Consider the following 24172-nt stretch of genomic DNA (forward strand, 5'->3'; position numbering starts at 1 on the left):
CAGTAAAACACCATGATTGTTTTGACCCTCACCGAGATCACCGAAATACTCGGGGGTGAACTCCACAGCACACCCACCACGCTCTCCGCGACCGACACGGTCTCGGGGCTCGTGGACACCGATTCGCGGCAGATCACCCCGGGCGACATCTTCGTCGCCAAGCCCGGTGAACACACCGACGGACACAACTTCGTGGGCATCGCGCGCGCTGCCGGTGCGGTTCTGGCGCTCGTCGAGCACACCGTTGAGGAGGACATCGCACAGATCGTTGTGCCGGATGTTGTGGTCGCCATCGCCGACCTCGCCCGCGCCGTGGTAGCCCGGGTGCGCGCCGAGGGAAACCTCCGCGTCATCGGAATCACCGGCTCGAACGGGAAAACCACGACGAAGAACATGCTCGCGGCAATTCTGTCGGCCCAGGCCGAAACCGTTGCCCCCCGCGCCTCGTTCAACAACCACGTCGGGGCACCGCTCACCATCCTGCGCACCACGTTTGACACCCGCTTCCTCATCATCGAGATGGGTGCGAGCCACGTGGGTGACATCGCGCGCCTCGTGTCGATCGCGAAGCCCGATATCGGCATCGTGCTCAAGGTGGGCCTGGCCCACGCCGGCGAGTTCGGCGGGGTCGAGCGCACTGTACTCGCGAAGAGCGAGATGGTGACCCCGCTCACCGAGAATGACGTCGCGATCCTGAACGCCGATGACTACCGCGTGATCGGCATGGCCGAGCTGACCCGCGCGGCCGTCCGCACCTTCGCGGTGGATGGCGACAACGCCACGTTCCGCGCCGCCGATGTGCGCAGCACCCGCACCGGCACCGACTTCACCCTCGTGGACGCGGCCGGGGCCGAACACCCCGTGCACCTGCGCATCCTGGGGGAGCACCACGTGTACAACGCGCTGGCCGCGCTCAGCGCCGCCGACGCGCTCGGGATTGCGACCGCGGACGCGATTGCCGCACTCGGCACGCTCGAGCGGGCCGAACGCTGGCGGATGGAGGTCCTTGGCGGCCGTGACGACGTCACGATCATCAACGACGCGTACAACGCGAGCCCCGATTCGATGGCCGCCGCGATCCGCACCCTGGCCCAGATCACCCCGCGTGATCGGCGCACCGTGGCGGTTCTCGGGGTCATGACCGAGCTCGGTGAGCTCGCCGGAGACGAGTACGACCGCATCGCCCTGCAGCTGGTGCGTCTGAACATTTCCCAGCTCGTGGTGGTGGGTGCCGAGGCTCGGCGCCTGCACATCACGGCGATCAATGAGGGCTCGTGGGATGGCGAGTCGGTATATTGTGAGGAGGCAGATGCGGCGTTCGAGTATCTGTCCACCGCGATCCGGCCCGGAGACACGGTGTTGGTCAAGTCCTCCAACTCGGCGGGCCTGCGACTACTCGGCGACCGACTGGGAGAATTTTTCACGTGCTAGCTCTGCTCTTGGCCGTTGTTCTCTCCACGGTCTTCTCACTGGCCCTGACGCCGGTGTTTGTCAAGCTGTTCCATAAGCTTCAGTGGGGCCAGTTCATCCGCAGCGATGGGCCCCAGTCGCACCACTCCAAGCGCGGCACCGCCACCATGGGTGGCATCGTCATCATCCTCGGAACGCTCTTTGGTTACTTTGTTGCCAAGCTGATTTCCGGCGACTCCGTCACGGTTTCGGGCATGCTCGTGCTGTTCATGATGGTGGGCCTCGGTCTGGTCGGTTTCACCGACGACTTCCTCAAGGTGCGCAAGCAGCAGAGCCTCGGGCTCGGTGGGTGGTCGAAGATCGCCGGCCAGCTGGTCGTGGCGGTGGCGTTTGGCATCATGGCCATCAACTTCGCAAACTCCAACGGCCTGACGCCCGCGAGTACCGCGATCTCCTTCACCCGGGATCTGAACTTCGACCTCATCTTCGCCGGCCCCTTCGTGGGCTATGCGCTGTACCTGATCTGGACCTCGTTCCTCGTGGTGGGAACCTCCAACGGTGTCAACCTCACCGATGGCCTGGATGGCCTGGCCACCGGTGCCACGATTCTCGCCCTCGGCTCCTACGTCATCATCGGCTTCTGGCAGTTCAACCAGTCCTGCTTCAACCCGGCCCTGACCCAGGAGGTGGCGCACAAGTGCTACAGCGTGCGTGACCCGCTGGATCTCGCGATCGTCGCCGCCGCCATTGCCGGAGCCCTGATCGGCTTCCTCTGGTGGAACACCTCGCCCGCCGACATCTTCCTCGGCGACACCGGTTCGCTCGCCCTCGGTGGCGCGGTGGTGGCCCTGGCCATCCTGACCCACACCGAGCTGCTGCTGATCCTGATCGGTGGCCTCTACGTGATCGAGGCCGGTTCGGTCATCATTCAGCGCGCATACTTCAAGATCACCCATGGGAAGCGCATCTTCCTCATGTCACCGATCCACCATCACTTCGAGCTCAAGGGTTGGGCCGAAGTGACCGTGGTGGTTCGCTTCTGGATCATCGCCGGGCTGCTCTGCGCCGCCGGTGTTGGACTGTTTTACCTCGAGTGGTTCTACCGCTAGGCCAAGAAAGAACGTATGACTTCATCGCTTGATTCCCTGAACAGCTGGTACGCGGACTGGAAGGGGCTTCGGGTTGCCGTTCTTGGTCTCGGAAAGACCGGTTTTTCGGTCGCCGATACCCTGACCGAGCTGGGTGCCGAGGTGCTGGTTCTGGCCGAGTCGGCCGAGGGCGACCTCGCCCGCCTGGTCCCGGTGATTGGCGCGAGCCTGCACACCGGTGACCTGAGCGTGGTGCCCGAGGCGCTGACGGCCCACAACGCCGACGTGCTGGTGGTTTCCCCGGGCTTCCGCCCGGATCACCCGCTCGTTCGCTGGGCAGCCGAGAACGCCGTTCCGGTCTGGGGAGACATCGAGCTCGCCTGGCGCGTGCGCGATAAGTCGGGTACCCCGGCCGAGTGGATCCTCGTGACCGGCACCAACGGCAAGACCACGACCACGCAGCTCACCGCCTCGATGATCGCAGCTCAGGGCCTGCGGGTGGCCCCCTGCGGCAACATCGGTGTGCCGGTGCTCGACGCGGTGCGCGATCCGGGCGGCTTTGATTTCTTCGTGGTGGAGCTCTCGAGCTTCCAGCTGCACTACCTGGCCGTTCAGACCGGCTCCTCGCCGATCTCGCCGATCTCCTCGGTGTGCCTGAACATCGCCGATGATCACCTCGACTGGCACGGTGGCCTCGCCGGCTACATCGCCGCCAAGGGTTTCGTCTACGAAAACGTCAGCAACGCCTGCGTGTACAACAAGGCCGACGTCGTGACCGAGGAGATGGTGCGCGCCGCGGATGTCCGCGACGGTGCCCGCGCCATCGGTTTTGACCTCGGCGTACCCGGACCGAGCGACGTGGGTGTCGTGGAGGGGATCCTCGTGGATCGCGCGTTCCACGAGGACCGCCACCACTCGGCCCTCGAACTCGCGACCGTTGCCGACCTCGCCGAGCGTGGCCTCGGTGCCCCGCACATCGTCGAGGATATTCTGGCCGCCAGCGCCCTCGCGCGCTCGGTGGGGATCACCCCCGAGTCGATCGCCGAGGCGCTGGCCAACTTCCGCGCCGACGCCCACCGCGTCGAGAGCGTACTCACCGCCGGCGGCATCCACTGGGTGGATGACTCCAAGGCCACCAACGCACACGCCGCCCGGGCCTCGCTCGGCGCGTTCCCCTCGGTGGTCTGGATCGTGGGCGGGCTCCTCAAGGGTGCACACCTCGATGACCTGATCGTGGAGTTCGCTCCGCGACTGCGCGGAGTGGTGCTGATCGGTGCCGAACGCGGCGAGTTGCGGGACGCGTTCGCGCGACACGCGCCCGAGGTCGCGGTGGTTGAGGTCACCGCGACGGAAACTGGTGATGTGATGACGCACGCGGTCGAACTGGCCGCGGGGTTTGCCACCGAGGGCGACACCGTCCTGCTGGCACCCGCCGCGGCATCGATGGATCAGTTTGTGAGTTATTCCGATCGTGGGCAGCGTTTTGCAACCGCGGTCCGCGATCAGTGGGGAGGACCGGCGAATGGACTCCCCAGCGAGCACGTCGAAGGCTAACACCACCGCCCGCGTCAGCGTGGGCAAGCTGTTTGCGCCCGAGTCCTCGAACTACTACCTCCTGCTCGGCACCACGATCTTCCTGGTGCTGATCGGCCTGGTCATGGTGCTGTCGGCCTCGAGCGTCGACTCCTGGCTCGACGACAAGGGGTTCTTCGGCGGCTTCTGGAAGCAGGCCACGTTCGCCGTGGTGGGTATTCCGCTGATGCTGATCATCAGCCGCTTCAGCCTCGACTTCTGGAAGAAGTGGGCCTGGCCGCTGCTGATCGCCACGATGCTGCTGCAGCTGCTGGTGTTCACCCCGCTCGGTATCGAGGACGGTGGTAACCGGAACTGGATCAGTCTCGGTGTCTTTACGGCTCAGCCCTCGGAGGCCGTGAAGCTCGCACTGTGTATCTGGCTGGGTGTGGTGCTCGGCCGAAAGTACACCCTGCTGGATAACTGGCGTCACGTGGTGATCCCGGTGGTACCGGTGTCAATCGTGGCCCTGGGCCTCGTTCAGCTGGGCCACGACCTCGGTACCGTGATGATCATGGCCGTGCTGGTGTTTGGTGGACTGTTCTTCGCCAACGTCAAGCTTCGCTATCTGTTTGTGCCCATCGCGCTGGCTGCCGTGGGCGTGATCTTCTTTGTGATGACCAGCTCCAACCGTAAGGACCGCATCGGCTCCTTCCTTGAGGAGGGCTGCGCCGACTACAACGGTCTGTGCTGGCAGCCCCTACACGGCACCTGGGCTCTCGCCAACGGCGGGGTGTTCGGTCTCGGTCTCGGAAACTCCCGGGAGAAGTTCTCCTGGCTGCCCGCGGCCTCCAACGACTACATCTTTGCGATCGTGGGGGAGGAGCTCGGCCTGATCGGCGCCATCGTGGTGCTCGCGCTGTTTGCCCTGCTCGCGATCTGCTTCATCCGCGTCATCCGTCAGGCCAGCGAGCCGATGGTGCGCATCACCACCGGCGCGATCATGGTTTGGATTATCGGTCAGGCCCTCGTCAACGTCGCCGTCGTGCTGCGCCTGCTGCCGGTGCTCGGTGTGCCACTTCCGCTACTCTCCCAGGGTGGCACCGCGCTGATCACCTCACTCGCCGCTATCGGTGTGGTGCTATCCTTCGCCCGGGGGCAGTCGCAAAACAGTATTCGAGAGACGCCCGTCGTCTCCGTCCAGAAAACGGAGTAACCCATGACCAACTACCTGCTTGCCGGAGGTGGCACCGCCGGGCACGTGAACCCGCTGCTCGCCACCGCCGACGCCCTGCGCGCGCGGGATCCCCAGGCGAAAATCTACGTTCTTGGTACCAAGGAGGGCCTCGAGGCCCGCCTCGTTCCCGCTCGCGGATACGAGCTCCTCACCATCGAGCGTCTGCCCTTCCCGCGCCGTCTGAACGGCGCGGCGCTGCGTTTCCCGGCAAAGTATCGCCGTGCGGTAGCCGATGTGGCCCGCATCATCCGTGAGCGCCAGATCGACGTGGTGGTCGGTTATGGCGGCTACGCGTCGGCCCCGGCCTATCGTGCGGCCAAGAACACCAAGACCCCGCTCGTGATCCACGAGGCAAACGCCAAGCCGGGTCTTGCCAACAAGATGGGTGCCCGCTACACCGACCACATCGGCGTGGCCTTCCACGGCACCCGCCTGCGTGGTGGCAGCTACGTGGGTATGCCGCTCCGTCACGAGATCGTGACCCTGGAGCGTGACACCGCTCGCGCCGAGGGCTATGCGCTCTTCGGCCTGGATCCCGCCTCGCGCACGCTCCTGGTGACCGGTGGCTCCACCGGTGCCCGCAAACTCAACCAGACCATCGCGAGCTCACAGCAGGAGATCGTGGCCGCGGGCTATCAGATCCTGCACATCGTGGGTGGCCGCTCCGATCTGCGCGACACCGGTGCCCCGGGCTACCGCGTGATCGAGTACTGCGACCGGATGGACCTCGCCCTCGCCGTGGCGGACTTCGCGGTGTCCCGCGCCGGTGCCGCGACCGTGAGTGAGATGTCGGCCCTCGGCGTACCCGCCGCCTACATTCCGTACCCGGTGGGTAACGGTGAGCAGCGCTTCAACGCGGCCGATGCCGTGCGCGCCGGCGGTGCCCTGCTCGTGGACGACGCCGCCTTTACCCCGGAGTGGGTGCGCGAAACCCTGATCCCGCTGCTGCAAGACAAAACGCGCGTTCAGGATATGGCGGTACAGTCTCGTCTGATGGGTAGCCTCGACGGCACCGAACGTCTGCTCGCCGTGATCGACGGCGCCCTCGCCGCGGGCTAACCCCCGCACCCACACATTTTTTTGCGCGGTTCGCCCGCGAAGGAGGAAATACACGTGATCAAGCCGGACTTCTCGGTTGAGATTCCCGAAAACCTGGGACGACTCCACTTTGTGGGCATTGGCGGCTCGGGTATGAGCGGTATTGCCCGCATGTATCTGCAGGCCGGATTCGAGGTTTCGGGATCGGACCGCGAGGATTCGCCGAAGCTCGCGAGCCTGCGCGAGCTCGGTGCCACCACCTCGGTGGGGCACGATGCGGCCAACGCTGTGGGCGCCGACACCCTGGTCGTGACCAGCGCCCTGTGGCCCGAGAACCCCGAGTACCGCTACGCGATCGATAACGGTATTCCGGTGCTGCACCGCTCGCAGGCCCTCGCCGGCCTGACCCGGGGTAAGCGCCTCGTCGCCGTCGCCGGTGCGCACGGCAAGACCACCTCGACGGGCATGCTCGTGACCGGTCTGCTCGGCCTCCAGGAGAGCCCGAGCTTTGTTAACGGCGGCGTGATCGAGCCCTTTGGTGTCTCGAGCGACGGCGGCACCGGCGAGCTGTTTGTGCTCGAGGCCGATGAGTCCGACGGCTCGTTCCTGCTGTACGACACCGCGGTGGCACTGATCACCAATGTCGACACCGATCACCTGGACCACTACGGCAGCCTCGAGGCCTTCGACCAGGCGTTTGTTGAGTTTGCCTCGAAGACGCGCGAGTTCGTGGCCATCTCCTCGGATGACCCCGGTGCTCTGCGCATCACCGCCCTGCTCGGCGATAACACCCGCGTGCTGAGCTTCGGCGAGGCCGAGAACGCCACCGTTCGCGTGCACAACATCGTGACCGAGGGCAACGTCTCGTTCACCCTCACCTACGACGGAACCGATCACCACGCGAGCCTGCGTGTTCCCGGCCACCACAACGCGCTGAACGCCGCGGGTGCCGTCACCGTGCTGATCGGCCTGGGCTTCGACCCCGCCGCCTCGCTGGCCGCGGTGGCCGAGTTTGGTGGCACCCAGCGCCGCTTCGACCTGCACGGCGTGGCCGCCGGTGTGAGCGTCTACGATGACTACGCACACCACCCGACCGAGGTGGATGCCGCCCTGACCGCCGCGCGCGACGTGGTGGGTGAGGGCCGGATCATCGCGATCCAGCAGCCGCACCTGTTTAGCCGCACCATGGCGCTGGCGGGCGAGTTCGCCGAGGTTCTTGAGCGCGTTGCCGACCACACGGTCGTGCTCGACATCTGTGCGGCCCGTGAGGACCCGATCCCCGGGGTGACCGGTGAGATCGTCTCCGAGCGCTGGGCGGACAAGACCCGCGTGCACTACGAGGCCGACTGGCAGGCCGCCGCGGACTACGTGGCTACCGTGGCCCGCCCCGGGGACTTCGTGGTCACCCTGGGCTGTGGTGACGTCTACAAGATCATCCCGCAGGTGTTGGACGCTCTGAACTCGGGCGCTACCGAGCGATGAAGCGGCCCTCCGGCGTCCCCACCCCGCGCCGTCCCGAGGACGGTGCGGGCGGTTCGCCGCGCCGCCCCGCAGAGGACGCGACGGAGACACCGGCGGTGCCGCGGCTGACCCGGCCGGCCGCGAAGCCCGCCGAACCCGAGGAGCAGCGGGAACCCGAGACTCCTCGGGAAGCCGACACGACCCCCGCGGCAGTGAACGCCGACACCGGGGGTGGAACGACCGCCTCGGACTGGATTGCCCAGGCCGTGGCGCGTGCGCGCCAGGCTGGCTCGACCACCTCAGCCCCCGGCGAAACGACCACCGAGGACCTCTCGGCGGATCTCGCCGCGACCGAGGAGATCGGCACCCGGTCGAGGAGCGCGGCAGCGTCCGGACCCTCGACGTCATCGCGTTCCGCCGTCACGGGTTCGGCCGCCGGTTCCGCCGCCGATTCTGCAACCGTAGGCCCCGCCGTATCCGAGGCGGCCTTTTCGGCGCAGCCCGACCCTGAGAACGCCGCCCGGGTGGCCCGGGAGGCCAAGCGCGAGCGTAAGCGCTTTGAGAGGCAGGAGGTGCGCCGCTTCACCGTGCGCACCCGGCGGCGTCGCCGCGCGTGGCTGATTGCGGTGGGCTCCGTCGTGGGTGTCGCCCTGATCGCGACATTGCTGAGCTACACGCCGATTCTCTCGGTGCGCAAGATTGATGTGCGCGGGACCGACCGCCTCAGCGGCTCGGCCCTCGAACACGAGCTCGCGAGCCAGCTTGGCACACCGTTCCCGCTGGTGGATCAGAGCGCGATCAAGGCCGTACTCACTGAGTTTCCCCTGATCGAGTCGTATCGGGTCGAGTCGAGCCCGCCCAGCACCCTGATCGTGCGCATCGTCGAGCGCACCCCGGTGGGGGTCGTGGCGACGAATGCGGGGTATGAGCTGGTGGATGCCGCGGGCGTCGTGATCGATCGCACGGGGGAGCGGCCCGCGGGCTATCCCGAAATTACCGCCGATCGCACCGCCTCGATGGATGCCTTCCGGGCGGCCGCCGCGGTGCTGCGCTCGATGCCCGAGGAGCTTCGGGCCAGGGTGTCGAGCATCGGTGCGACCACTCGAGACGACGTGACGTTCGGCCTGACCGACTCCGAGACCACGGTGCTCTGGGGCGATGCGGCCGACGGCGTGATCAAGGCAAAGCTGCTCGAGGCGCTGATGAAGGCCCAACCCGAAGCCAAACGCATCAACGTGACCTCGGCCGAAATCGGAGTCGTGGGCTAGTTTTTCCCTGTTTTGGACCCTGATCAGGGTCCGGATTCACTTCTTTCCTCGGAATGTCTGGACACGCGGGCGTGTCGGCGGCGTGAGACCCCGTTCGGGGCATACCGTCAGGGAAAGGAAATGCATACTGAGCATAACTTTAAACCTAAAGTAAAGGTTGAGAGTTCTCACCGGAGGTCGACGTGACAGCAAACCAGAACTACCTCGCCGAGATCAAGGTCGTCGGTATCGGCGGTGGCGGCGTAAACGCCGTGAACCGCATGATCGAGCTTGGCCTCCGCGGCGTGGAATTCATCGCCATCAACACCGACGCACAGGCACTGCTGATGAGCGATGCCGACGTCAAGCTGGACGTGGGCCGCGAGCTCACTCGCGGCCTGGGTGCCGGTGCCGACCCCGAGGTGGGTCGCCGCGCAGCCGAGGATCACGCGGAGGAAATCGAAAACGCCCTCGCCGGTGCCGATATGGTCTTCGTGACCGCGGGTGAGGGCGGTGGCACCGGAACCGGTGGCGCCCCCGTTGTTGCCCGCATCGCCAAGTCGATCGGCGCACTGACCATCGGTGTCGTGACCAAGCCCTTCGGGTTTGAGGGTCGCCGCCGCCAGGCTCAGGCCGAGCTCGGCGTTGCCAAGCTCAAGGAAGAAGTCGACACCCTCATCGTGGTGCCGAACGACCGCCTGCTCGAGATCAGCGACCGCGGCATCTCCATGGTGGAGGCCTTCGCGACCGCCGACCAGGTGCTCCTGGCCGGTGTCCAGGGCATCACCGACCTGATCACGACCCCCGGTCTGATCAACCTCGACTTCGCCGACGTCAAGTCGGTCATGCAGGGCGCGGGTTCCGCGCTTATGGGTATCGGTTCCTCGCGCGGTGCTGACCGCGCGATCAAGGCCGCCGAGCTGGCCGTGGCCTCGCCGCTGCTGGAGGCATCCATCGAGGGCGCACACGGCGTGCTGCTGTCGATCCAGGGTGGCTCAAACCTCGGTATCTTCGAGATCAACGACGCCGCGCGTCTGGTCCAGGAGGCCGTGCACCCCGAGGCCAACATCATCTTCGGTACCGTCATCGACGACAGCCTGGGCGACGAGGTGCGCGTCACCGTCATCGCCGCGGGCTTTGATGGCGGCGAGCCGCCGGCCAAGAGCGTTGAGGCGCTCAAGGATGCCAAGATCGCCGCGGGCGGTGTCCTGACCTCGACCGAGGCCGTGGCCGCCACCGAGATGATCGTGGATGAGCCCGCCGCCGGCTGGAACGTCACCGCCGAAAACCTCGACACCCCGCCCGCCACCGCAGACCCCGCATTCGCGGACTCGGGCGAGCTGGACATCCCCGACTTCCTGAAGTAGTAGCTCAGGTGTCACTCAGTGTGCCCGCCGGCGGCGAGGGAAACCCCCTCGCCGCCGCTGCGGCTTCCACCCCAATTCTGTCGGACCCGTCCCGTGCGCAGGCGCTGGCCGAGATGACCGAGCGGATCACCTCGGCCGCGCGTGATGCGGGCCGCGATCCCGCCGAACTCACCACCATCGTGGTGACGAAGTTCCACCCCGCCGATCTGGTCCGCGACCTCTACGCGCTGGGGGTTCGTGACGTGGGGGAGAATCGCCATCAGGAGGCCCGGGACAAGGCCGAGGAGACCTCGGACCTTGAGGGACTGCGCTGGCACTTCATTGGCCAGTTGCAGTCGAAGAAGGCCCGACAGGTGCGGCGCTACGCCCTTTCCGTGCACTCGCTGGATCGTGCGAGCGTGGTGGACGCCCTCGCGCAGCCGGATCCCGAGCTTCCCGACGCGCCGCCACTGCCCGCGTTTATCCAGGTCAATCTGACCGAGGATCCCGCCCGCGGCGGCGTGCAGCCGAGCGACGTGCTGGCGCTTGCCGAGCGTGTGCTGGCGGCTCCTGCGCTCACCCTGCAGGGCGTCATGGCGGTTGCTCCACTGGAGGGAGAGGCGCGCGCGGCGTTCGCGAAATTGCGCGAACTCTCGGACTCGGTGCGTACGCTCGATCCCGCGGCGCGGTTTATCTCCGCTGGAATGTCACACGACTTTGCCGACGCCATCGCCGAGGGTGCGACACACCTTCGAATTGGATCTGCAATTACCGGTAATCGCCGGTAACCACGTTAACCTTTATCTAAGAACCGCGCGAAATCGGAGGTACCAATGTCCAACCCGCTCAAGAAGACCATGGTCTATTTGGGACTGGCTGATGATGACCTCGAGTATCAGGAGGCTCAGCAGAAGGCCCAGGCGCAGGCTCAGTCTGCCGAGCCCGCGGTCGCCAGTGCTCCCACCGAGTCGCCGGTAGCTCCGGTCCAGGCACCCGTGCGTGCGGCGGTAACCCCGCTGCGTCGCCCCGCCGTGACCCGCCAGTCGGCTCCGAACGAGCTGAACGAGATCCTAACCGTGCACCCCAAGCAGTACAAGGATGCACAGGTGATTGCCGAAACCTTCCGCGAGGGTGTTCCGGTCATCATCAACCTCTCGCAGATGAGTGATGGCGACGCACGTCGTCTGATCGACTTCGCGAGCGGTCTGTCGCAGGGTCTCGGCGGAAAGATCGAGCGGGTCACCAGCAAGGTGTTCCTGCTTTCGCCGCAGCACGTTGCAATTCTGGGTGACGCGGCCGATGCCGCGGACGCCGAGAACACCTTCTTCGCTCAGCAGTAGTCGTGGAACTTGCCATCGGCGTCCTCAGGTTTGTCCTTGGCAACCTGCTCCTGCTGTACTTCATTATCCTCTGGGCTCGATTTGCGTTGGAGCTCTACCGCTCCATCCGTCCCGGGTGGCGTCCGCAACGGGCGCTTCTCGTGGCGGCCGAACTGGTATTCACGCTGACCGATCCTCCGATCAGGTTCTTCCGCCGGATCCTACCTCCGGTGCGAATCGGTGGCGCTATGCTCGATTTCGGGTGGAGCATCACCATGTTCTGTGTCCTCATTGCGATGACACTCGTGAACAACTTCCTCCGTCTTTAGGCGCTTCACGGTAGGGTGAAGTGTCACGACTTTCGTCTTGGGGCGAAGTCACCACAATTGTTTTTGATCCCACGAACCCTCGTGGGCATCGGATCCGCAATCTGTCGTTACAAGTAAGGGTGGAAAGCCATGGCGCTAACTCCGGAAGATGTAGTCAACAAGCAGTTCCAGCAGACGAAGTTCCGCGAGGGCTACGACCAGGACGAGGTAGATGACTTCCTCGACGAGGTAGTGGTCGAGCTGCGTCGTCTGGTGCAGGAAAACCAGGAGCTCACCGAGCGCCTGAAGGCCGCCGAAAGCGGTCAGCCGGCTCCGGCCGCCGCACCGGTAGCCGTCGCTCCGGTCGCAGCTGCACCCGTTGCCGCCGTTCCCGCACCGGTTTCCGCGGTTCCTGCCGCGGCCGCTCCGGCCGGCGACGATGCAGAGAGCTCCTCGAGCCTGCTGCAGCTCGCCCGTCGTCTGCACGACGAGCACGTCAAGGAGGGTACCGACAAGCGCGATGAGCTCATCGCCGAGGGTCACGCCACCGCCGCTCGCCTGATCGCCGAGACCGAAGCCAAGCAGCGCGCACAGGTCGAAATTCTCGACAAGCAGAAGAGCGTTCTCGAGAACAAGATCGATGAGCTGCGTACCTTCGAGCGTGACTACCGCAAGCAGCTGCGCGGTTACATCGAGGGTCAGCTGAAGGAGCTCGACGAGCAGTCGGGCACCGGCAGCTCGAAGTAAGTTCTTGTCGCAGGAATCTTCGACTCGTAGTGGTCGGTGGGCAGTCCCGCTGTTGGCGATTATCGCCGCAGCGGGACTGCTCGCTGATCAGGCGAGCAAATATTTGGTCACCAATAACCTGACCGAGGGCACCTCGGTACCGATTATTGGCGACTTTCTCATTTTCCACTTTGTGAAAAACCCGGGTGCCGCGTTCTCGCTTGCGAGCGGTAGCACCTGGATTTTCTCAATTCTGGCCTCCGCCGTGGTTGTCGCGATCATCGTGTTTGCTCGCCGGGGCAAGATTCGCTCCCGAGCCTGGGCCGTGATGATCGGTCTGCTCCTCGGCGGCGTGCTCGGTAACCTCACCGATCGCCTGTTCCGGGAGCCCTCGTTCGGCCTCGGCCACGTGGTCGACTTCATCTTTACCCCGTGGATGCTGCCCGCGATTTACAACGTTGCGGACATCCTGATCTGCTCGGCGATGGGTCTGTTCCTGATCCTCTCGTTCATGGGCGTGAACCTCGATGGCACCCGCGCACCGAGTCGTGCCGAGCGTCGCCGTCAGGAGGCCGCCGAGCGTGATGGCGCCGCCCTGGGGGCAGCCATTGACGCCACGCTGGCCGAGGCGGATGCCGAGGAGGCCGCCGCCCGAAAGGCCGCCGGAGCCCCGGTGGCCGAGAGCACCGATCCTTCGGTTTCCGAGGAGGAACCCCATGCAAAGCCGTAGCCTTCCCGTTCCCGATGGTCTCGAGGGAACCCGGGTGGACGCCGGCCTCGCGAAGCTGCTCGGTTTTTCCCGCACCTTCGCAGCCGAGGTGGCGGATGCCGGCGGCGTGAGCCTCGGTGGCCGCGTCCTCGGGAAGTCCGACCGCCTGTCGGCGGGGGACTGGCTCGAGGTCTCCTGGACCCCGAAGGCCGAGCCCACGATCATCCCCGTGGTGGTCGAGGATCTCGACGTCGTCTATGACGACGAGGACATCATCGTGATCGCCAAGCCCACCGGCGTGGCCGCGCATCCCTCGCAGGGGTGGAGCGGCCCGACCGTGCTGGGTGCCCTCGCGGGTGCCGGCTACACGGTCTCGACCTCCGGCGCCGCCGAGCGGGCGGGCATCGTGCACCGGCTGGACGTGGGTACCAGCGGCCTCATGGTCGTGGCGAAGTCCGAGCGCGCGTATACCGAGCTCAAGCGCCAGTTCCACGACCGCGAGGTGGAGAAGATCTATCACGCGGTGGTTCAGGGCCACCCGGATCCCCTCGCCGGCACGATCGATGCTCCGATCGGACGCCACCCGCGTCACGACTGGAAATTCGCGATCACCACCGAGGGCAAGCACTCGATCACCCACTATGAAACGCTCGAGGCGTTCCTGCGTGGTGCCCTGCTCGAGATCCACCTCGAGACCGGCCGCACGCACCAGATTCGCGTACACATGGCCGCGCAGCGTCACCCCTGCGTGGGCGATCCGCTGTACGGCGGCGACGCCCAGTTGGCGGAGCGCCTGGGCCTGACCCGGCAGTGGCTGCACGCGCACAAGCTCGCGTTCACCCACCCGGGTACCGGTGAGTGGGTCTCGTTTGAGGCACCGTATCCGGCCGATCTCGAACACGCCCTGGAGATCCTGAGAAACGATTAGTTTCCCCCGAGAATCACCCCTCAAAAACACCCCGCGACCGCTCGCGGGGTGTTTTTGCGTGTGCCCGTCGGGGCCCGGCGGGGTATCCTAGAGGTTCATCCTCGTGAGAAGTAGCGGAGCAGTTTTGACCCCTTCGGATAAGCAGTTTGTGCACCTGCACGTACACAGTGAGTACTCGATGCTCGACGGCGCAGCGCGGGTCAAACCGCTGATCGAAGCCGCCAAGGAATCGGGGATGCCCGCCGTCGCCGTGACCGACCACGGAAACGTGTTTGGTGCCTTCGACTTCTGGCGCACCGCGACCGATGCCGGAATCAAACCGATCATCGGCACCGAGGCGTACCTCACCCCGCGCACGCACCGCACCGACCGCACCCGGGTGCGCTGGGGCGACGGTTCGCGAGACGATGTCTCGGGTTCGGGTTCTTACACCCACATGACGCTGCTGTCGGAGACCACCGAGGGCATGCACAACCTGTTCCGGCTGAACTCGCTGGCCTCGATCGAGGGGTACTACTTCAAGCCCCGCATGGACCGCGAGCTGCTGCAGACCTACGGCAAGGGCCTGATCGCGACCACGGGGTGCCCGTCCGGTGAGGTCCAGACCCGGCTGCGCCTCGGCCAGTACGACGAGGCGATCAAGGCCGCCGCCGAGTTCCAGGACATCTTCGGCAAGGAAAATTTCTTCTGCGAGCTGATGGATCACGGCCTCGGCATCGAGAAGCAGGTCATGGGTGACCTGCTGAAGATCGCGAAGGACCTCAGCATTCCGCTGGTCGCCACCAACGACCTGCACTACACCCATGCCCACGATGCCAAGTCCCACGCGGCTCTGCTGTGCGTGCAGTCTGGCTCGACCCTGGATGACCCCAACCGCTTCAAGTTCGACGCCGATGAGTTCTACCTCAAGTCGGCCGAGGAGATGCGCCACCTCTTCCGCGACTATGAGGAGGCCTGCGACAATACCCTCGCCATCGCCGAGCGCTGCAACGTTGAGTTCAACACCAAGGCCAACTACATGCCGCGCTTCCCGGTGCCCGCGGGCGAGACCGAGGACAGCTGGTTCATCAAGGAGACCGAGAAGGGTCTGCACGAGCGGTACCCGAACGGTATCCCGGCCGATGTGCGTGAGCGCGCAAACTACGAGGTGGGCGTCATCATTCAGATGGGCTTCCCGGGCTACTTCCTCGTCGTGGCCGACTTCATCAACTGGTCGAAGAAGAACGGCATCCGGGTGGGCCCGGGTCGTGGTTCGGGTGCCGGTTCGATGGTCGCCTACGTGATGAAGATCACCGACCTCGACCCGATCCAGCACGGCCTCATCTTCGAGCGGTTCCTGAACCCCGAGCGTGTGTCCATGCCCGACTTCGACGTCGACTTCGATGACCGTCGCCGTGGGGAGGTCATCCAGTATGTGACCGCAAAGTACGGCGATGAGCGCGTGGCCCAGATCGTCACCTACGGCACGATCAAGGCCAAGCAGGCGCTGAAGGACTCCTCGCGCGTGCTGGGTTTCCCGTTCGGTATGGGCGAGAAGCTCACCAAGGCGATGCCCCCGGCAATCATGGGTAAGGACATCCCGCTGACCGGAATCTTCGATAAGGATCACCCGCGCTACAAGGAGGCCGTGGACGTCCGCACGGTCGTCGAGACCGACCCCGAGGCCAAGCAGGTCTTCGAGACCGCCCTGGGCCTGGAAAACATGAAGCGCCAGTGGGGTGTGCACGCGGCCGGTGTGATCATGTCCTCCGATCCGCTGATCGACATCATCCCGATCATGAAGCGCGAGCAGGATGGCCAGATCGTCACCCAGTTCGACTACCCGGCCTGCGAGAGCCTCGGCCTCATCAAGATGGACTTCCTGGGGCTGCGAAACCTCACCATCATCGATGACGCCCTCGACAACATCAGATCCAACCGTGGCGAAACCCTGATCCTGGAAGACCTCGACCTCAGCGATGTGGGCTCCTATGAGCTGCTGGCGCGCGGAGACACCCTGGGCGTGTTCCAGCTCGATGGTGGCCCGATGCGCTCGCTGCTGCGCCTCATGAAGCCCGACAACTTCGAAGACATTTCCGCGGTGCTCGCGCTGTATCGCCCGGGCCCCATGGGTGTGAACTCTCACACAAACTACGCGCTGCGTAAAAACAAGCAGCAGGCGATCACCCCGATTCACCCGGAGCTCGAGGCACCGCTCGAGGAGATCCTCGGTGGAACCTACGGCCTGATCGTGTATCAGGAGCAGGTGATGAGTGCCGCCCAGAAGCTCGCAGGCTTTAGCCTTGGGCAGGCCGACGTGCTGCGCCGCGCGATGGGTAAGAAGAAGAAGTCCGAGCTGGATAAGCAGCAGGCCGACTTCTTCGCGGGAATGGCGAGCAACGGCTATTCGCAGGAGGCGATGGACGCCCTCTGGAAGGTGCTGGAGTCGTTCGCCGACTACGCCTTCAACAAGGCACACACCGCCGCGTACGGTCTGGTGTCCTACTGGACCGCCTATCTGAAGGCCCACTACCCGGCCGAGTACATGGCGGCGCTCCTCACCTCGGTGGGCGACTCCAAGGACAAGCTCGCGATCTACCTCAACGAGTGTCGCCGGATGGGTATCAAGGTGTTGCCGCCGGATGTCAACGAGTCGATCGGATTCTTTGCCGCCGTCGGCGAAGACATTCGCTTCGGGCTCGGCGCGATCCGTAACGTGGGGCACAACGTGGTGGAGGGCATTCGCGCGGCGCGTGAGGAAAAGGGCCGCTACACGACGTTCCACGACTACCTCGCGAAGGTGCCGATTCACGCCGCCAATAAGCGCACCGTGGAGTCGTTGGTCAAGGCCGGGGCGTTTGACTCCCTGGGTAACACCCGCCGCGCGCTCGTCGAGATCCACGAGGACGCGGTTGAGGCCGCGGTGTCGCTCAAGCGAAACGAGGCGAAGGGCCAGGTTGATCTCTTCGCCGGCATCTTTGACCTCGACGAGGTCAACTCCGAGGTGCCCGATCGGCCCGAGTGGGCGAAGCGCGACAAGCTCGCGTTTGAGCGCGAAATGCTCGGGCTCTACGTGTCCGATCACCCGCTGGCCGGGCTCGAGCTACAGCTCGCGAAGCACGCGACGACCACGATCCTCGACCTGATGGGCTCCGAGTCCACCCAGGACGGCGATACCGTGACCATCGCGGGCCTCGTCACGAGCGTGCAGCACCGCGTGGCCAAGCAGTCGGGCAACCAGTACGGCATGATCACGGTTGAAGACTTCAGCGGTGAGATCACCGTGATGTTCATGGGCAAGGGCTACCAGGAGTTTGGTCCGCTGCTCACCGCCGACTCGATCGTGGTGGTGCGCGGCCGCGTCTCGATGCGCGACGACGGCATGAACCTGCACGCCTACAGCCTGATTGCCCCCGAGTTTGAGCAGGATGACGCCTCGGCACCGCTGTACCTCTCGATGCCCGATGCCCGCGCCACGGTGCCGGTGATCACGCAGCTCCGAGAGGTGCTGGAACGGCACCGCGGTGAGGGGGAGCTGCGCATTCGCCTCGCCCGCGGAGATGTGGCCCGCGTCTTCGAGGTGCCGAACTATCCGGTGCGCGTGAGCCCGGATCTCTTCGGTGAGCTGAAATCTCTGCTCGGCCCCAACTGCCTCGGCTAAAGTGAAATCCCCCAGCATCATGCGTGTTCACGAGAGGAACCGATGAGTACACCAGAGAACCCCGCGCAGCCGCAGCCCCAGGACTCGGCGGAGACCGGCGTGTGGGAGCGCCTCGAGCGCGCCGCGGAGGCGTCACCCGCGGTGAGCGCCGAGGCTCCGCGGAGCCCGGCGGAACACCCGCAGACCCAGGGTGAACCCGCGTCGAGCGTCGGGGAGGAACCCCGGGTCTTCACGGGGAGTACCTCTGCGGTGCGCAGGATCCCCACCGTGGGGATCTTCACGCTGCGAGAGCTGATGTTCCTGATCACCAGCGCCGCGGTGGTGCTGCTCTCGTTTGCCCCGGTGATTTCCATTCGCCAGGTGCGGGTGAGCTATACGCTCTGGGACCTGCAGTTTGTCCCGATGCCGATCGCGGTGGGCATCCTTCCGCTGGTCGCGCTGCTGCTCGTGCTCCTGCGCCGGCTGGTCCCGCGCATCAACTGGCGGGTGGGCACGCTCTCGGTGGATCAATTTGCGTCGATCACCGCGGTGATCGCCTCGGTGAGCTACATCGTCTTCATCGGTTCCTATGCGCTCCTCACCGCCCCGGGCCAGCTGACCTGGACGCTACCATTCGCGGCGATGTTCTCGCTGCTCATGCTGTTCTCGAGCACGTTCGCGCCCTACCTGCCGCTGTACCGCACCGAGTTTGCCGAGCGCGGGGAGGTGCCCGCGGATCCCACGGCTCGTCCGGTGATTCCGATCGCCCGACGCCCGCGCCCGCAGGGTGCCTGGGGCCCACATCCCGCCGAGGGCACCGCATACCCCGCCGGGTATGCTCCGGCCGCGGCAGCGCCCGCGCCGACCCACGTGGCACCGTACTGGGTGTACAGCTTCAGCCCGCGCCCGGTTTACGCACCGGATGGTTCCGCCGTGCTCTTCGAGATGGGTCCGACCGCCTGGGTACTCGCGGTCGAGGATCGCGGACACTCGCTGGTGCTGCGCGCGGATGATGGCCGGATCGGCATCCTGTACGACCTGAGCAACCTCACCCGCGGGTAGCAACCCCGGGCACTCCGCGGCGTCGGCGAGGCAGTTGGACGTCTGTGCAGCGGAATCGCGCCCTTCCCCGGCTCGTTGAGCGGCCGGGGAAGGGCGCAGGCGCTAAACTGGGCGTCGACATGATTCAGACGATTGATCTTCGCGAGCTCCGCCCCGGTGCGGCCGAGCTCACCGCCCTTCTGCCGCGTCCCACCGTGGACATCTCCGTCGCGATGACCGCGGCCAAGGACCTCATCGACGAGGTGCGATCGGGTGGCGAGTCCGCCCTGCGTGAGCATGCCCGCCGCTTCGATGGTGGCGAGCCCGAGAGCGTCCGCGTTTCGGCCGAGGACATCGAGGCGGCCGTGGAGGCCCTCGACCCCGCCGTTCGTGCGGCCCTCGAGGTGGCGATTGAGCGCGTGCGCCGCGCCTCCGCCGCTCAGGTGCCCGAGTCTCGGGTAACCGAGCTCACGGCGGACTCCCGGATTGTGCAGCGCTGGCAGCCGGTGGACCGCGTGGGCCTCTACGTGCCCGGCGGCAAGGCCGTGTACCCCTCCAGCGTGATTATGAACGTGATTCCCGCGCAGGTGGCCGGTGTGGGCTCGCTCGCCCTGGCCTCGCCCGCGCAGCGTGACTTTGGCGGCAGCGTGCACCCGGTCGTTCTGGGAGCGGCCGGCCTGCTCGGCGTCACCGAGGTTTACGCCATCGGCGGTGCGAGCGCGATTGGTGCCCTCGCCTACGGCATTCCGGAGATCGGCCTCGAGCCGGTAGACATCGTGACCGGTCCGGGAAACATCTACGTCGCGGCGGCCAAGCGCCTGGTCAAGGGGCAGGTTGGTATCGACTCTGAAGCCGGCACCACCGAGATTCTCGTGATCGCCGATGAGCACGCCAACCCCACCTACGTGGCCGCCGACCTCATCAGCCAGGCCGAGCACGATGAGGCCGCGGCCTCGCTGCTCGTGACCGACTCGGCCGAGTTCGCCGAGCGCGTGCGCGCCGAGCTCGAACGCCAATCGCAGACCACCACGCACTCCGCCCGGGTCGTGCAGGCCCTCGGCGGCCCGCAGTCGGCGATCGTGCTGGTTGCGGACCTGGCCGCCGCCGCGCGGTTCAGCAACGCCTACGGCCCCGAGCACCTGGAGATCCAGACCGCGAGCAACGCCGAGGTCCTGGCCGACATCACCAGCGCCGGTGCTATCTTCGTGGGGGAGCACTCCCCGGTGAGCCTCGGCGACTACCTCGCCGGGTCGAACCACGTGCTGCCCACCGGCGGTCAGAGCCGCTTCTCGGCCGGGCTGGGTGCCGCCACGTTCCTGCGTCCGCAGCAGATCATCGAGTACGGCCCCACCGGCCTGGAGGAGGTTGCCGCGGGCATTCGCGCGCTCTCCGATGCCGAGGCCCTGCCCGCGCACGGCGACGCCGTCGCGATCCGTTTCACCCCGTCCGCTAAGTAGTCTGGTACCCCATGCACTGTCCCTTCTGCCGCCACCCTGATTCCCGGGTGATCGACTCCCGTACGAGCGATGACGGCCTCTCCATTCGGCGCCGTCGCCAGTGCCCGAAGTGTGGGGGGCGGTTCAGCACCTCCGAGACCGCGAGCCTGAACGTCATCAAGCGTTCGGGCGTGGTGGAGCCCTTCAGCCGCGAAAAGGTTGTCTCTGGCGTGCGTAAGGCCTGCCAGGGGCGGCCGGTCACCGATCCGGATCTCGCGATGCTCGCTCAGACCGTGGAGGAGGCCATCCGCCAGACCGGTACCAGCCAGATCGACGCCAACGAGATCGGGTTGGCCATCCTGCAGCCCCTCCGCGAACTCGACGAGGTTGCCTACCTGCGCTTCGCGAGCGTCTACCAGGGTTTTGACTCCCTGGAGGACTTCGAAACCGCGATCGCCGCCCTGCGCGCCGGCACCGCCTAGCCGCCGCCCGGCCACCGACATCCGCTCGCCCCCGCCCAGCTTGGACCCCCGCATGTATCCGTTTCTGTTCAAAACCATCCTGACCCGCTTCTCGCCCGAGCAGGCCCACCACCTCGCGGCCACCGCGATCCGGGCCATTCCCCGGGTGGGGCTCGGCCGCGCCGCCCGGAAGTTCACCGATGGCGGTGCCGACCTCTCGGTGCGCACCCTCGGCATCACCTTCCCGACGCCGTTCGGTATCGCGGCGGGCTTCGATAAGGACGCCACCATGGTGGAGGGGCTCGGCGTGCTGGGCTTCGGCCACATCGAGGTGGGTACGCTGACCGCTCACGCGCAGCCTGGAAACCCGCAGCCGCGGCTGTATCGGCTGCCGAGCGATCGCGCGCTGATCAACCGGATGGGATTTAACAACCACGGTGCCGAGGCCGCGGCCGAGCGCATTCGCGTGCTGCGGGCGAGCGGTAAGCAGCTCCCGGTGATCGGCATCAACATCGGCAAGAGCCGGGTTGTGGACGTCGACAACGCGATCGAGGACTACCTCGCGAGCGCCCAGCTCCTCGCCCCGGTGGCCGACTACCTCGTGATCAACGTGAGCTCCCCGAACACGCCCGGCCTGCGCGGCCTGCAGGAACTGGATCGCCTCGAACCGCTGTTGGTAGCGGTCAAGGCGGCGGCCGGCCGCACCCCGCTGCTGCTCAAGATTGCACCGGACCTCGAGGATGACGCCGTGGCGAAGATAGCCGAGCTGGTGGTCTCCACCGGGCTCGACGGCATCATCGCCACCAACACCACGATCTCGCGTGAGGGCCTAGAGACCCCGGCCGCGAAGGTTGAGGCGATGGGGGCCGGCGGGCTCTCCGGGGCGCCGCTGAAGGCGCGCTCGCTCGAGGTGCTGCGCCTCATCCGCGCCGCGGTGCCCGCCGAGCTGTGCGTGATCTCGGCCGGGGGAGTGGAGACCGCCGAGGAGCTCAACGAGCGCCTCGAGGCCGGGGCCACCCTCGTGCAGGGCTACTCGGCCTTTATCTACCGCGGGCCGCTGTGGGGGCGCGAGCTGAACCGCGGCCTCGCGGGGATCCGCGCCGCCCGTCGGGTCTAGGCTTTCCCGCGCGGCCGTGGCCGCAACAAAATACCCGCCGAGAGAAATCTCGGCGGGTATTTTTGATGAAACCGGGGGAGCGTTTACTCCGGGTACTGGCGGCGACGCACCTGCGGCTTCGGCAGGCGCAGGAAGCGCATCTGCAGCGCGCGCATTGCGGCGTACCAGCGCACGCCCTTCTCGGCGTGGCCATACTTCGCGGTGAGCTTGCGGCGCAGGCGAATACCGAGGAATACGCAGTCGAGAATCGCAATGATCAGCAGGCCCCAGACCACGAGCAGCGAGTAGCCGGCCACGGTCGGGTCCTGCACGAAGGAGGCGATGACCACGAGCAGCAGCAGCGGCATCAGCCACTCGCCGGCGCTGAAGCGGGCGTCCACGAAGTCGCGAACGAACTTCTTCTGCGGGCCGCGGTCGCGAATGGGCAGGTAGCGCTCCTCACCGTTGGCGAGGCCAATGCGGGCCTTCTCGCGCTCAACGGACATCTGGGCGCGGGCGTTCTTGGCCGCTTCCTTGCGGTCGTTGGGAACGAGCGGACGCTTGTTCTGCGCCTCGCGCTCCTTGCGGGTGGGCGTGGGCCGCCCCTTACCGGCGGGCGCGTTCAGGCGCGCTGCGGTCTGTTCGGGTGTTTCGATGTCCGGCTGTGCCGGCGTGCCGTCTGTCTGCTTAGTCACTATTGATCCTTGGGTTGGCTATACGCTCTAAGATTACCCGTATGAACGCCTCGAACCACACCACCCCGCAAAACCTGCACGAACCAATCGAGATTGCCCTCCGGGACCGCGTGCGCGATCAGCTGCCCGCCACCCTGTCCGACCTCGGCGATCTGGTGCGGATTCCGAGCGTTGCGTGGGATGGTTTTGACCATGATCACGTGCGCGCGAGCGCCGAAGCCATCGCCGCGCTGGCCGAGGGGACCGGGGTCTTTGACTCCGTCACCATCTCGCGCGCGCCGATCGAGGGTTCCGAGGAGCTCGGCCAGCCCGCCGTGCTGGCCACCCGTGCCGCACGCAACGGCGCACCCACCGTTGTGCTCTACGCCCACCACGACGTGCAGCCGCCCGGGGACGACGCCGAGTGGAACACCCCGGTCTATGAGCCCACCGTGGTGGGCGACCGCCTGTACGGTCGTGGTTCGGCCGATGACAAGGCCGGCGTGATGTCTCACATCGGTGCGATCCGTGCGCTGCGCGCCGCCGCCGGTGACGACTTTGACCTCGGCATCACCCTCTTCATTGAGGGGGAGGAGGAGTTCGGATCGCGTTCGTTTGCGAACTTCCTCGCCCAGCACCGCACCGAGCTCGCCGGTGACGCCATCATCGTGGCCGACTCCGCCAACTGGGACACCGAGACCCCGGCCCTCACCGTGGGCCTGCGCGGTAACGTGACCCTGCGCCTCACCGTGCGCACCCTCGATCACGCCTCGCACTCGGGCATGTTCGGTGGCGCTGTGCCCGACGCGATGCTCGCGACCTTCCGCCTGCTCAACACCCTGTGGGACGACGCGGGCTCCGTGGCCGTACCGGGTCTGCTGGTGCGCGAGGCCGAGACCCCCGCCTACGACGAGGCGCAGCTGCGTCTGGAGACCGGCCTGAGCGAGGGCGTGTCGCCGATCGGCGACGGCACCATCCTGTCGCGCATCTGGGACAAGCCCGCGATCACGGTGACCGGTATCGACGCGCCGAGCATGAAGAACGCCTCGAACACCCTGGTGCCGGCCGTGACCGTGCGCGTCAGCGTACGTATCGCCCCGGGACAGGACCCGCAGGCGGCCCTCGAGGCGATCACCACGCACCTGCACGCAAACGCTCCGTTTGGTGCCCAGCTGAGCATCGATGACGCCGACACCGGCAGCCCGTTCCTCGTGGACACCACGCATCCGATCGTCGCCACCGCGAAGCAGGCTATGGCCGATGCCTGGGAGGTTGCGCCGGTCGAGCTCGGCATCGGCGGATCGATTCCGTTCGTGGCCGATCTCGTGCGCGAGTTCCCCGCGGCGGCGATCCTGATCACCGGTGTGGAGGACCCGCACTCGCGGGCGCACAGCCCGAACGAGTCTCTGCACCTCGGCGTCTTCCACCGTGCGACGCTGACGGAGGCGCTGCTGCTTGCGCGCCTGAACCGACACGGCGCATAATTTATTCACCCTCCGGGAATCATCGCGTGACG

Annotated in this window: 21 protein-coding genes; 20 read left to right on the forward strand and 1 reads right to left on the reverse strand. The window is 66.2% G+C overall.

Features of this window, described 5'->3' with window-relative positions; translation table 11 throughout:
* The first annotated feature begins 12 nt into the window (after positions 1 to 12).
* From D9V32_RS01685 to D9V32_RS01775, 19 genes are all read left to right on the forward strand, one after another.
* Positions 13 to 1431, forward strand: a complete 1419-nt coding sequence (locus D9V32_RS01685) for a UDP-N-acetylmuramoyl-tripeptide--D-alanyl-D-alanine ligase (RefSeq protein WP_121647153.1) — start codon at positions 13 to 15, stop codon at positions 1429 to 1431.
* Positions 1425 to 2519: a phospho-N-acetylmuramoyl-pentapeptide-transferase gene (gene mraY, locus D9V32_RS01690; protein ID WP_121647154.1), complete on the forward strand. Its 1095-nt coding sequence runs from the start codon at positions 1425 to 1427 to the stop codon at positions 2517 to 2519. The genes D9V32_RS01685 and mraY overlap by 7 nt, the downstream gene beginning before the upstream one ends.
* A 15-nt stretch (positions 2520 to 2534) precedes the next feature.
* Entirely contained in the window at positions 2535 to 4052 is a 1518-nt protein-coding gene (gene murD / locus D9V32_RS01695; protein WP_121647155.1) for a UDP-N-acetylmuramoyl-L-alanine--D-glutamate ligase, read from the forward strand.
* The gene (ftsW, locus tag D9V32_RS01700; RefSeq protein ID WP_121647156.1) at positions 4021 to 5226 is read left to right on the forward strand and encodes a putative lipid II flippase FtsW; all 1206 of its coding nucleotides are present in this window, start codon (positions 4021 to 4023) and stop codon (positions 5224 to 5226) included. Before murD ends, ftsW begins: the two co-directional genes overlap by 32 nt.
* A 3-nt stretch (positions 5227 to 5229) precedes the next feature.
* A complete protein-coding gene (locus D9V32_RS01705) occupies positions 5230 to 6306 on the forward strand; it encodes a UDP-N-acetylglucosamine--N-acetylmuramyl-(pentapeptide) pyrophosphoryl-undecaprenol N-acetylglucosamine transferase (RefSeq protein WP_121647157.1) in 1077 nt (358 codons plus the stop codon).
* Between the two features lie 54 nt (positions 6307 to 6360).
* Entirely contained in the window at positions 6361 to 7767 is a 1407-nt protein-coding gene (gene murC / locus D9V32_RS01710) for a UDP-N-acetylmuramate--L-alanine ligase (RefSeq protein WP_121647158.1), read from the forward strand.
* Complete coding sequence (locus D9V32_RS01715; protein ID WP_121647159.1) at positions 7764 to 9014, forward strand: cell division protein FtsQ/DivIB; 1251 nt, start codon at positions 7764 to 7766, stop codon at positions 9012 to 9014. Before murC ends, D9V32_RS01715 begins: the two co-directional genes overlap by 4 nt.
* A gap of 182 nt (positions 9015 to 9196) precedes the next feature.
* Positions 9197 to 10360 carry a cell division protein FtsZ gene (gene ftsZ, locus D9V32_RS01720; RefSeq protein WP_121647160.1) on the forward strand — a complete coding sequence of 388 codons (1164 nt, stop codon included), beginning with the start codon at positions 9197 to 9199 and terminating at the stop codon, positions 10358 to 10360.
* 104 nt (positions 10361 to 10464) lie between these two features.
* Positions 10465 to 11127: a YggS family pyridoxal phosphate-dependent enzyme gene (locus tag D9V32_RS01725; protein WP_281272118.1), complete on the forward strand. Its 663-nt coding sequence runs from the start codon at positions 10465 to 10467 to the stop codon at positions 11125 to 11127.
* 45 nt (positions 11128 to 11172) lie between these two features.
* Positions 11173 to 11679 carry a cell division protein SepF gene (locus tag D9V32_RS01730; protein ID WP_121647161.1) on the forward strand — a complete coding sequence of 169 codons (507 nt, stop codon included), beginning with the start codon at positions 11173 to 11175 and terminating at the stop codon, positions 11677 to 11679.
* A 2-nt stretch (positions 11680 to 11681) separates the two neighbouring features.
* On the forward strand, positions 11682 to 11987 hold the full coding sequence (locus tag D9V32_RS01735; RefSeq protein WP_121647162.1) for a YggT family protein: 306 nt from the start codon (positions 11682 to 11684) through the stop codon (positions 11985 to 11987).
* Between the two features lie 129 nt (positions 11988 to 12116).
* Positions 12117 to 12713, forward strand: coding sequence for a DivIVA domain-containing protein (locus D9V32_RS01740; RefSeq protein WP_121647163.1), 597 nt, complete (start codon positions 12117 to 12119; stop codon positions 12711 to 12713).
* A 52-nt stretch (positions 12714 to 12765) separates the two neighbouring features.
* Positions 12766 to 13422 carry a signal peptidase II gene (gene lspA, locus D9V32_RS01745; protein WP_121647164.1) on the forward strand — a complete coding sequence of 219 codons (657 nt, stop codon included), beginning with the start codon at positions 12766 to 12768 and terminating at the stop codon, positions 13420 to 13422.
* On the forward strand, positions 13409 to 14329 hold the full coding sequence (locus D9V32_RS01750) for an RluA family pseudouridine synthase (protein ID WP_121647165.1): 921 nt from the start codon (positions 13409 to 13411) through the stop codon (positions 14327 to 14329). The genes lspA and D9V32_RS01750 overlap by 14 nt, the downstream gene beginning before the upstream one ends.
* A 124-nt stretch (positions 14330 to 14453) precedes the next feature.
* A complete protein-coding gene (gene dnaE / locus D9V32_RS01755) occupies positions 14454 to 17969 on the forward strand; it encodes a DNA polymerase III subunit alpha (protein ID WP_121647166.1) in 3516 nt (1171 codons plus the stop codon).
* Between the two features lie 42 nt (positions 17970 to 18011).
* On the forward strand, positions 18012 to 19010 hold the full coding sequence (locus D9V32_RS01760; protein ID WP_121647167.1) for a hypothetical protein: 999 nt from the start codon (positions 18012 to 18014) through the stop codon (positions 19008 to 19010).
* A 119-nt stretch (positions 19011 to 19129) separates the two neighbouring features.
* Positions 19130 to 20446 (forward strand): histidinol dehydrogenase, encoded by a 1317-nt coding sequence (hisD, locus tag D9V32_RS01765; RefSeq protein ID WP_121647168.1) that lies wholly within the window; start codon positions 19130 to 19132, stop codon positions 20444 to 20446.
* Between the two features lie 11 nt (positions 20447 to 20457).
* Positions 20458 to 20907 carry a transcriptional regulator NrdR gene (gene nrdR / locus D9V32_RS01770; protein WP_121647169.1) on the forward strand — a complete coding sequence of 150 codons (450 nt, stop codon included), beginning with the start codon at positions 20458 to 20460 and terminating at the stop codon, positions 20905 to 20907.
* A gap of 52 nt (positions 20908 to 20959) precedes the next feature.
* Entirely contained in the window at positions 20960 to 22003 is a 1044-nt protein-coding gene (locus tag D9V32_RS01775) for a quinone-dependent dihydroorotate dehydrogenase (RefSeq protein ID WP_121647170.1), read from the forward strand.
* An 83-nt stretch (positions 22004 to 22086) separates the two neighbouring features.
* Here D9V32_RS01775 and D9V32_RS01780 read toward each other — a convergent pair whose 3' ends face one another.
* Positions 22087 to 22677: a DUF3043 domain-containing protein gene (locus D9V32_RS01780; RefSeq protein ID WP_245981921.1), complete on the reverse strand. Its 591-nt coding sequence runs from the start codon at positions 22675 to 22677 to the stop codon at positions 22087 to 22089.
* A gap of 41 nt (positions 22678 to 22718) precedes the next feature.
* Here D9V32_RS01780 and D9V32_RS01785 point away from each other — a divergent pair, with 41 nt between their 5' ends.
* Positions 22719 to 24140 carry a dipeptidase gene (locus D9V32_RS01785; RefSeq protein WP_121647172.1) on the forward strand — a complete coding sequence of 474 codons (1422 nt, stop codon included), beginning with the start codon at positions 22719 to 22721 and terminating at the stop codon, positions 24138 to 24140.
* The last annotated feature ends 32 nt before the right edge of the window (positions 24141 to 24172 follow it).

Origin of the sequence: Mycetocola tolaasinivorans, from assembly GCF_003667565.1 — a bacterium.
Classification (GTDB): domain Bacteria; phylum Actinomycetota; class Actinomycetes; order Actinomycetales; family Microbacteriaceae; genus Mycetocola; species Mycetocola tolaasinivorans.

Bases quoted from the DNA above. Each gene is read 5' to 3' on its own strand.
- D9V32_RS01685 (WP_121647153.1), top strand. From the start codon at position 13: ATGATTGTTTTGACCCTCACCGAGATCACCGAAATACTCGGGGGTGAA.
- murD (WP_121647155.1), top strand. From the start codon at position 2,535: ATGACTTCATCGCTTGATTCCCTGAACAGCTGGTACGCGGACTGGAAG.
- ftsW (WP_121647156.1), top strand. From the start codon at position 4,021: ATGGACTCCCCAGCGAGCACGTCGAAGGCTAACACCACCGCCCGCGTC.
- D9V32_RS01705 (WP_121647157.1), top strand. From the start codon at position 5,230: ATGACCAACTACCTGCTTGCCGGAGGTGGCACCGCCGGGCACGTGAAC.
- D9V32_RS01715 (WP_121647159.1), top strand. From the start codon at position 7,764: ATGAAGCGGCCCTCCGGCGTCCCCACCCCGCGCCGTCCCGAGGACGGT.
- D9V32_RS01730 (WP_121647161.1), top strand. From the start codon at position 11,173: ATGTCCAACCCGCTCAAGAAGACCATGGTCTATTTGGGACTGGCTGAT.
- D9V32_RS01740 (WP_121647163.1), top strand. From the start codon at position 12,117: ATGGCGCTAACTCCGGAAGATGTAGTCAACAAGCAGTTCCAGCAGACG.
- D9V32_RS01750 (WP_121647165.1), top strand. From the start codon at position 13,409: ATGCAAAGCCGTAGCCTTCCCGTTCCCGATGGTCTCGAGGGAACCCGG.
- D9V32_RS01760 (WP_121647167.1), top strand. From the start codon at position 18,012: ATGAGTACACCAGAGAACCCCGCGCAGCCGCAGCCCCAGGACTCGGCG.
- hisD (WP_121647168.1), top strand. From the start codon at position 19,130: ATGATTCAGACGATTGATCTTCGCGAGCTCCGCCCCGGTGCGGCCGAG.
- nrdR (WP_121647169.1), top strand. From the start codon at position 20,458: ATGCACTGTCCCTTCTGCCGCCACCCTGATTCCCGGGTGATCGACTCC.
- D9V32_RS01775 (WP_121647170.1), top strand. From the start codon at position 20,960: ATGTATCCGTTTCTGTTCAAAACCATCCTGACCCGCTTCTCGCCCGAG.
- D9V32_RS01785 (WP_121647172.1), top strand. From the start codon at position 22,719: ATGAACGCCTCGAACCACACCACCCCGCAAAACCTGCACGAACCAATC.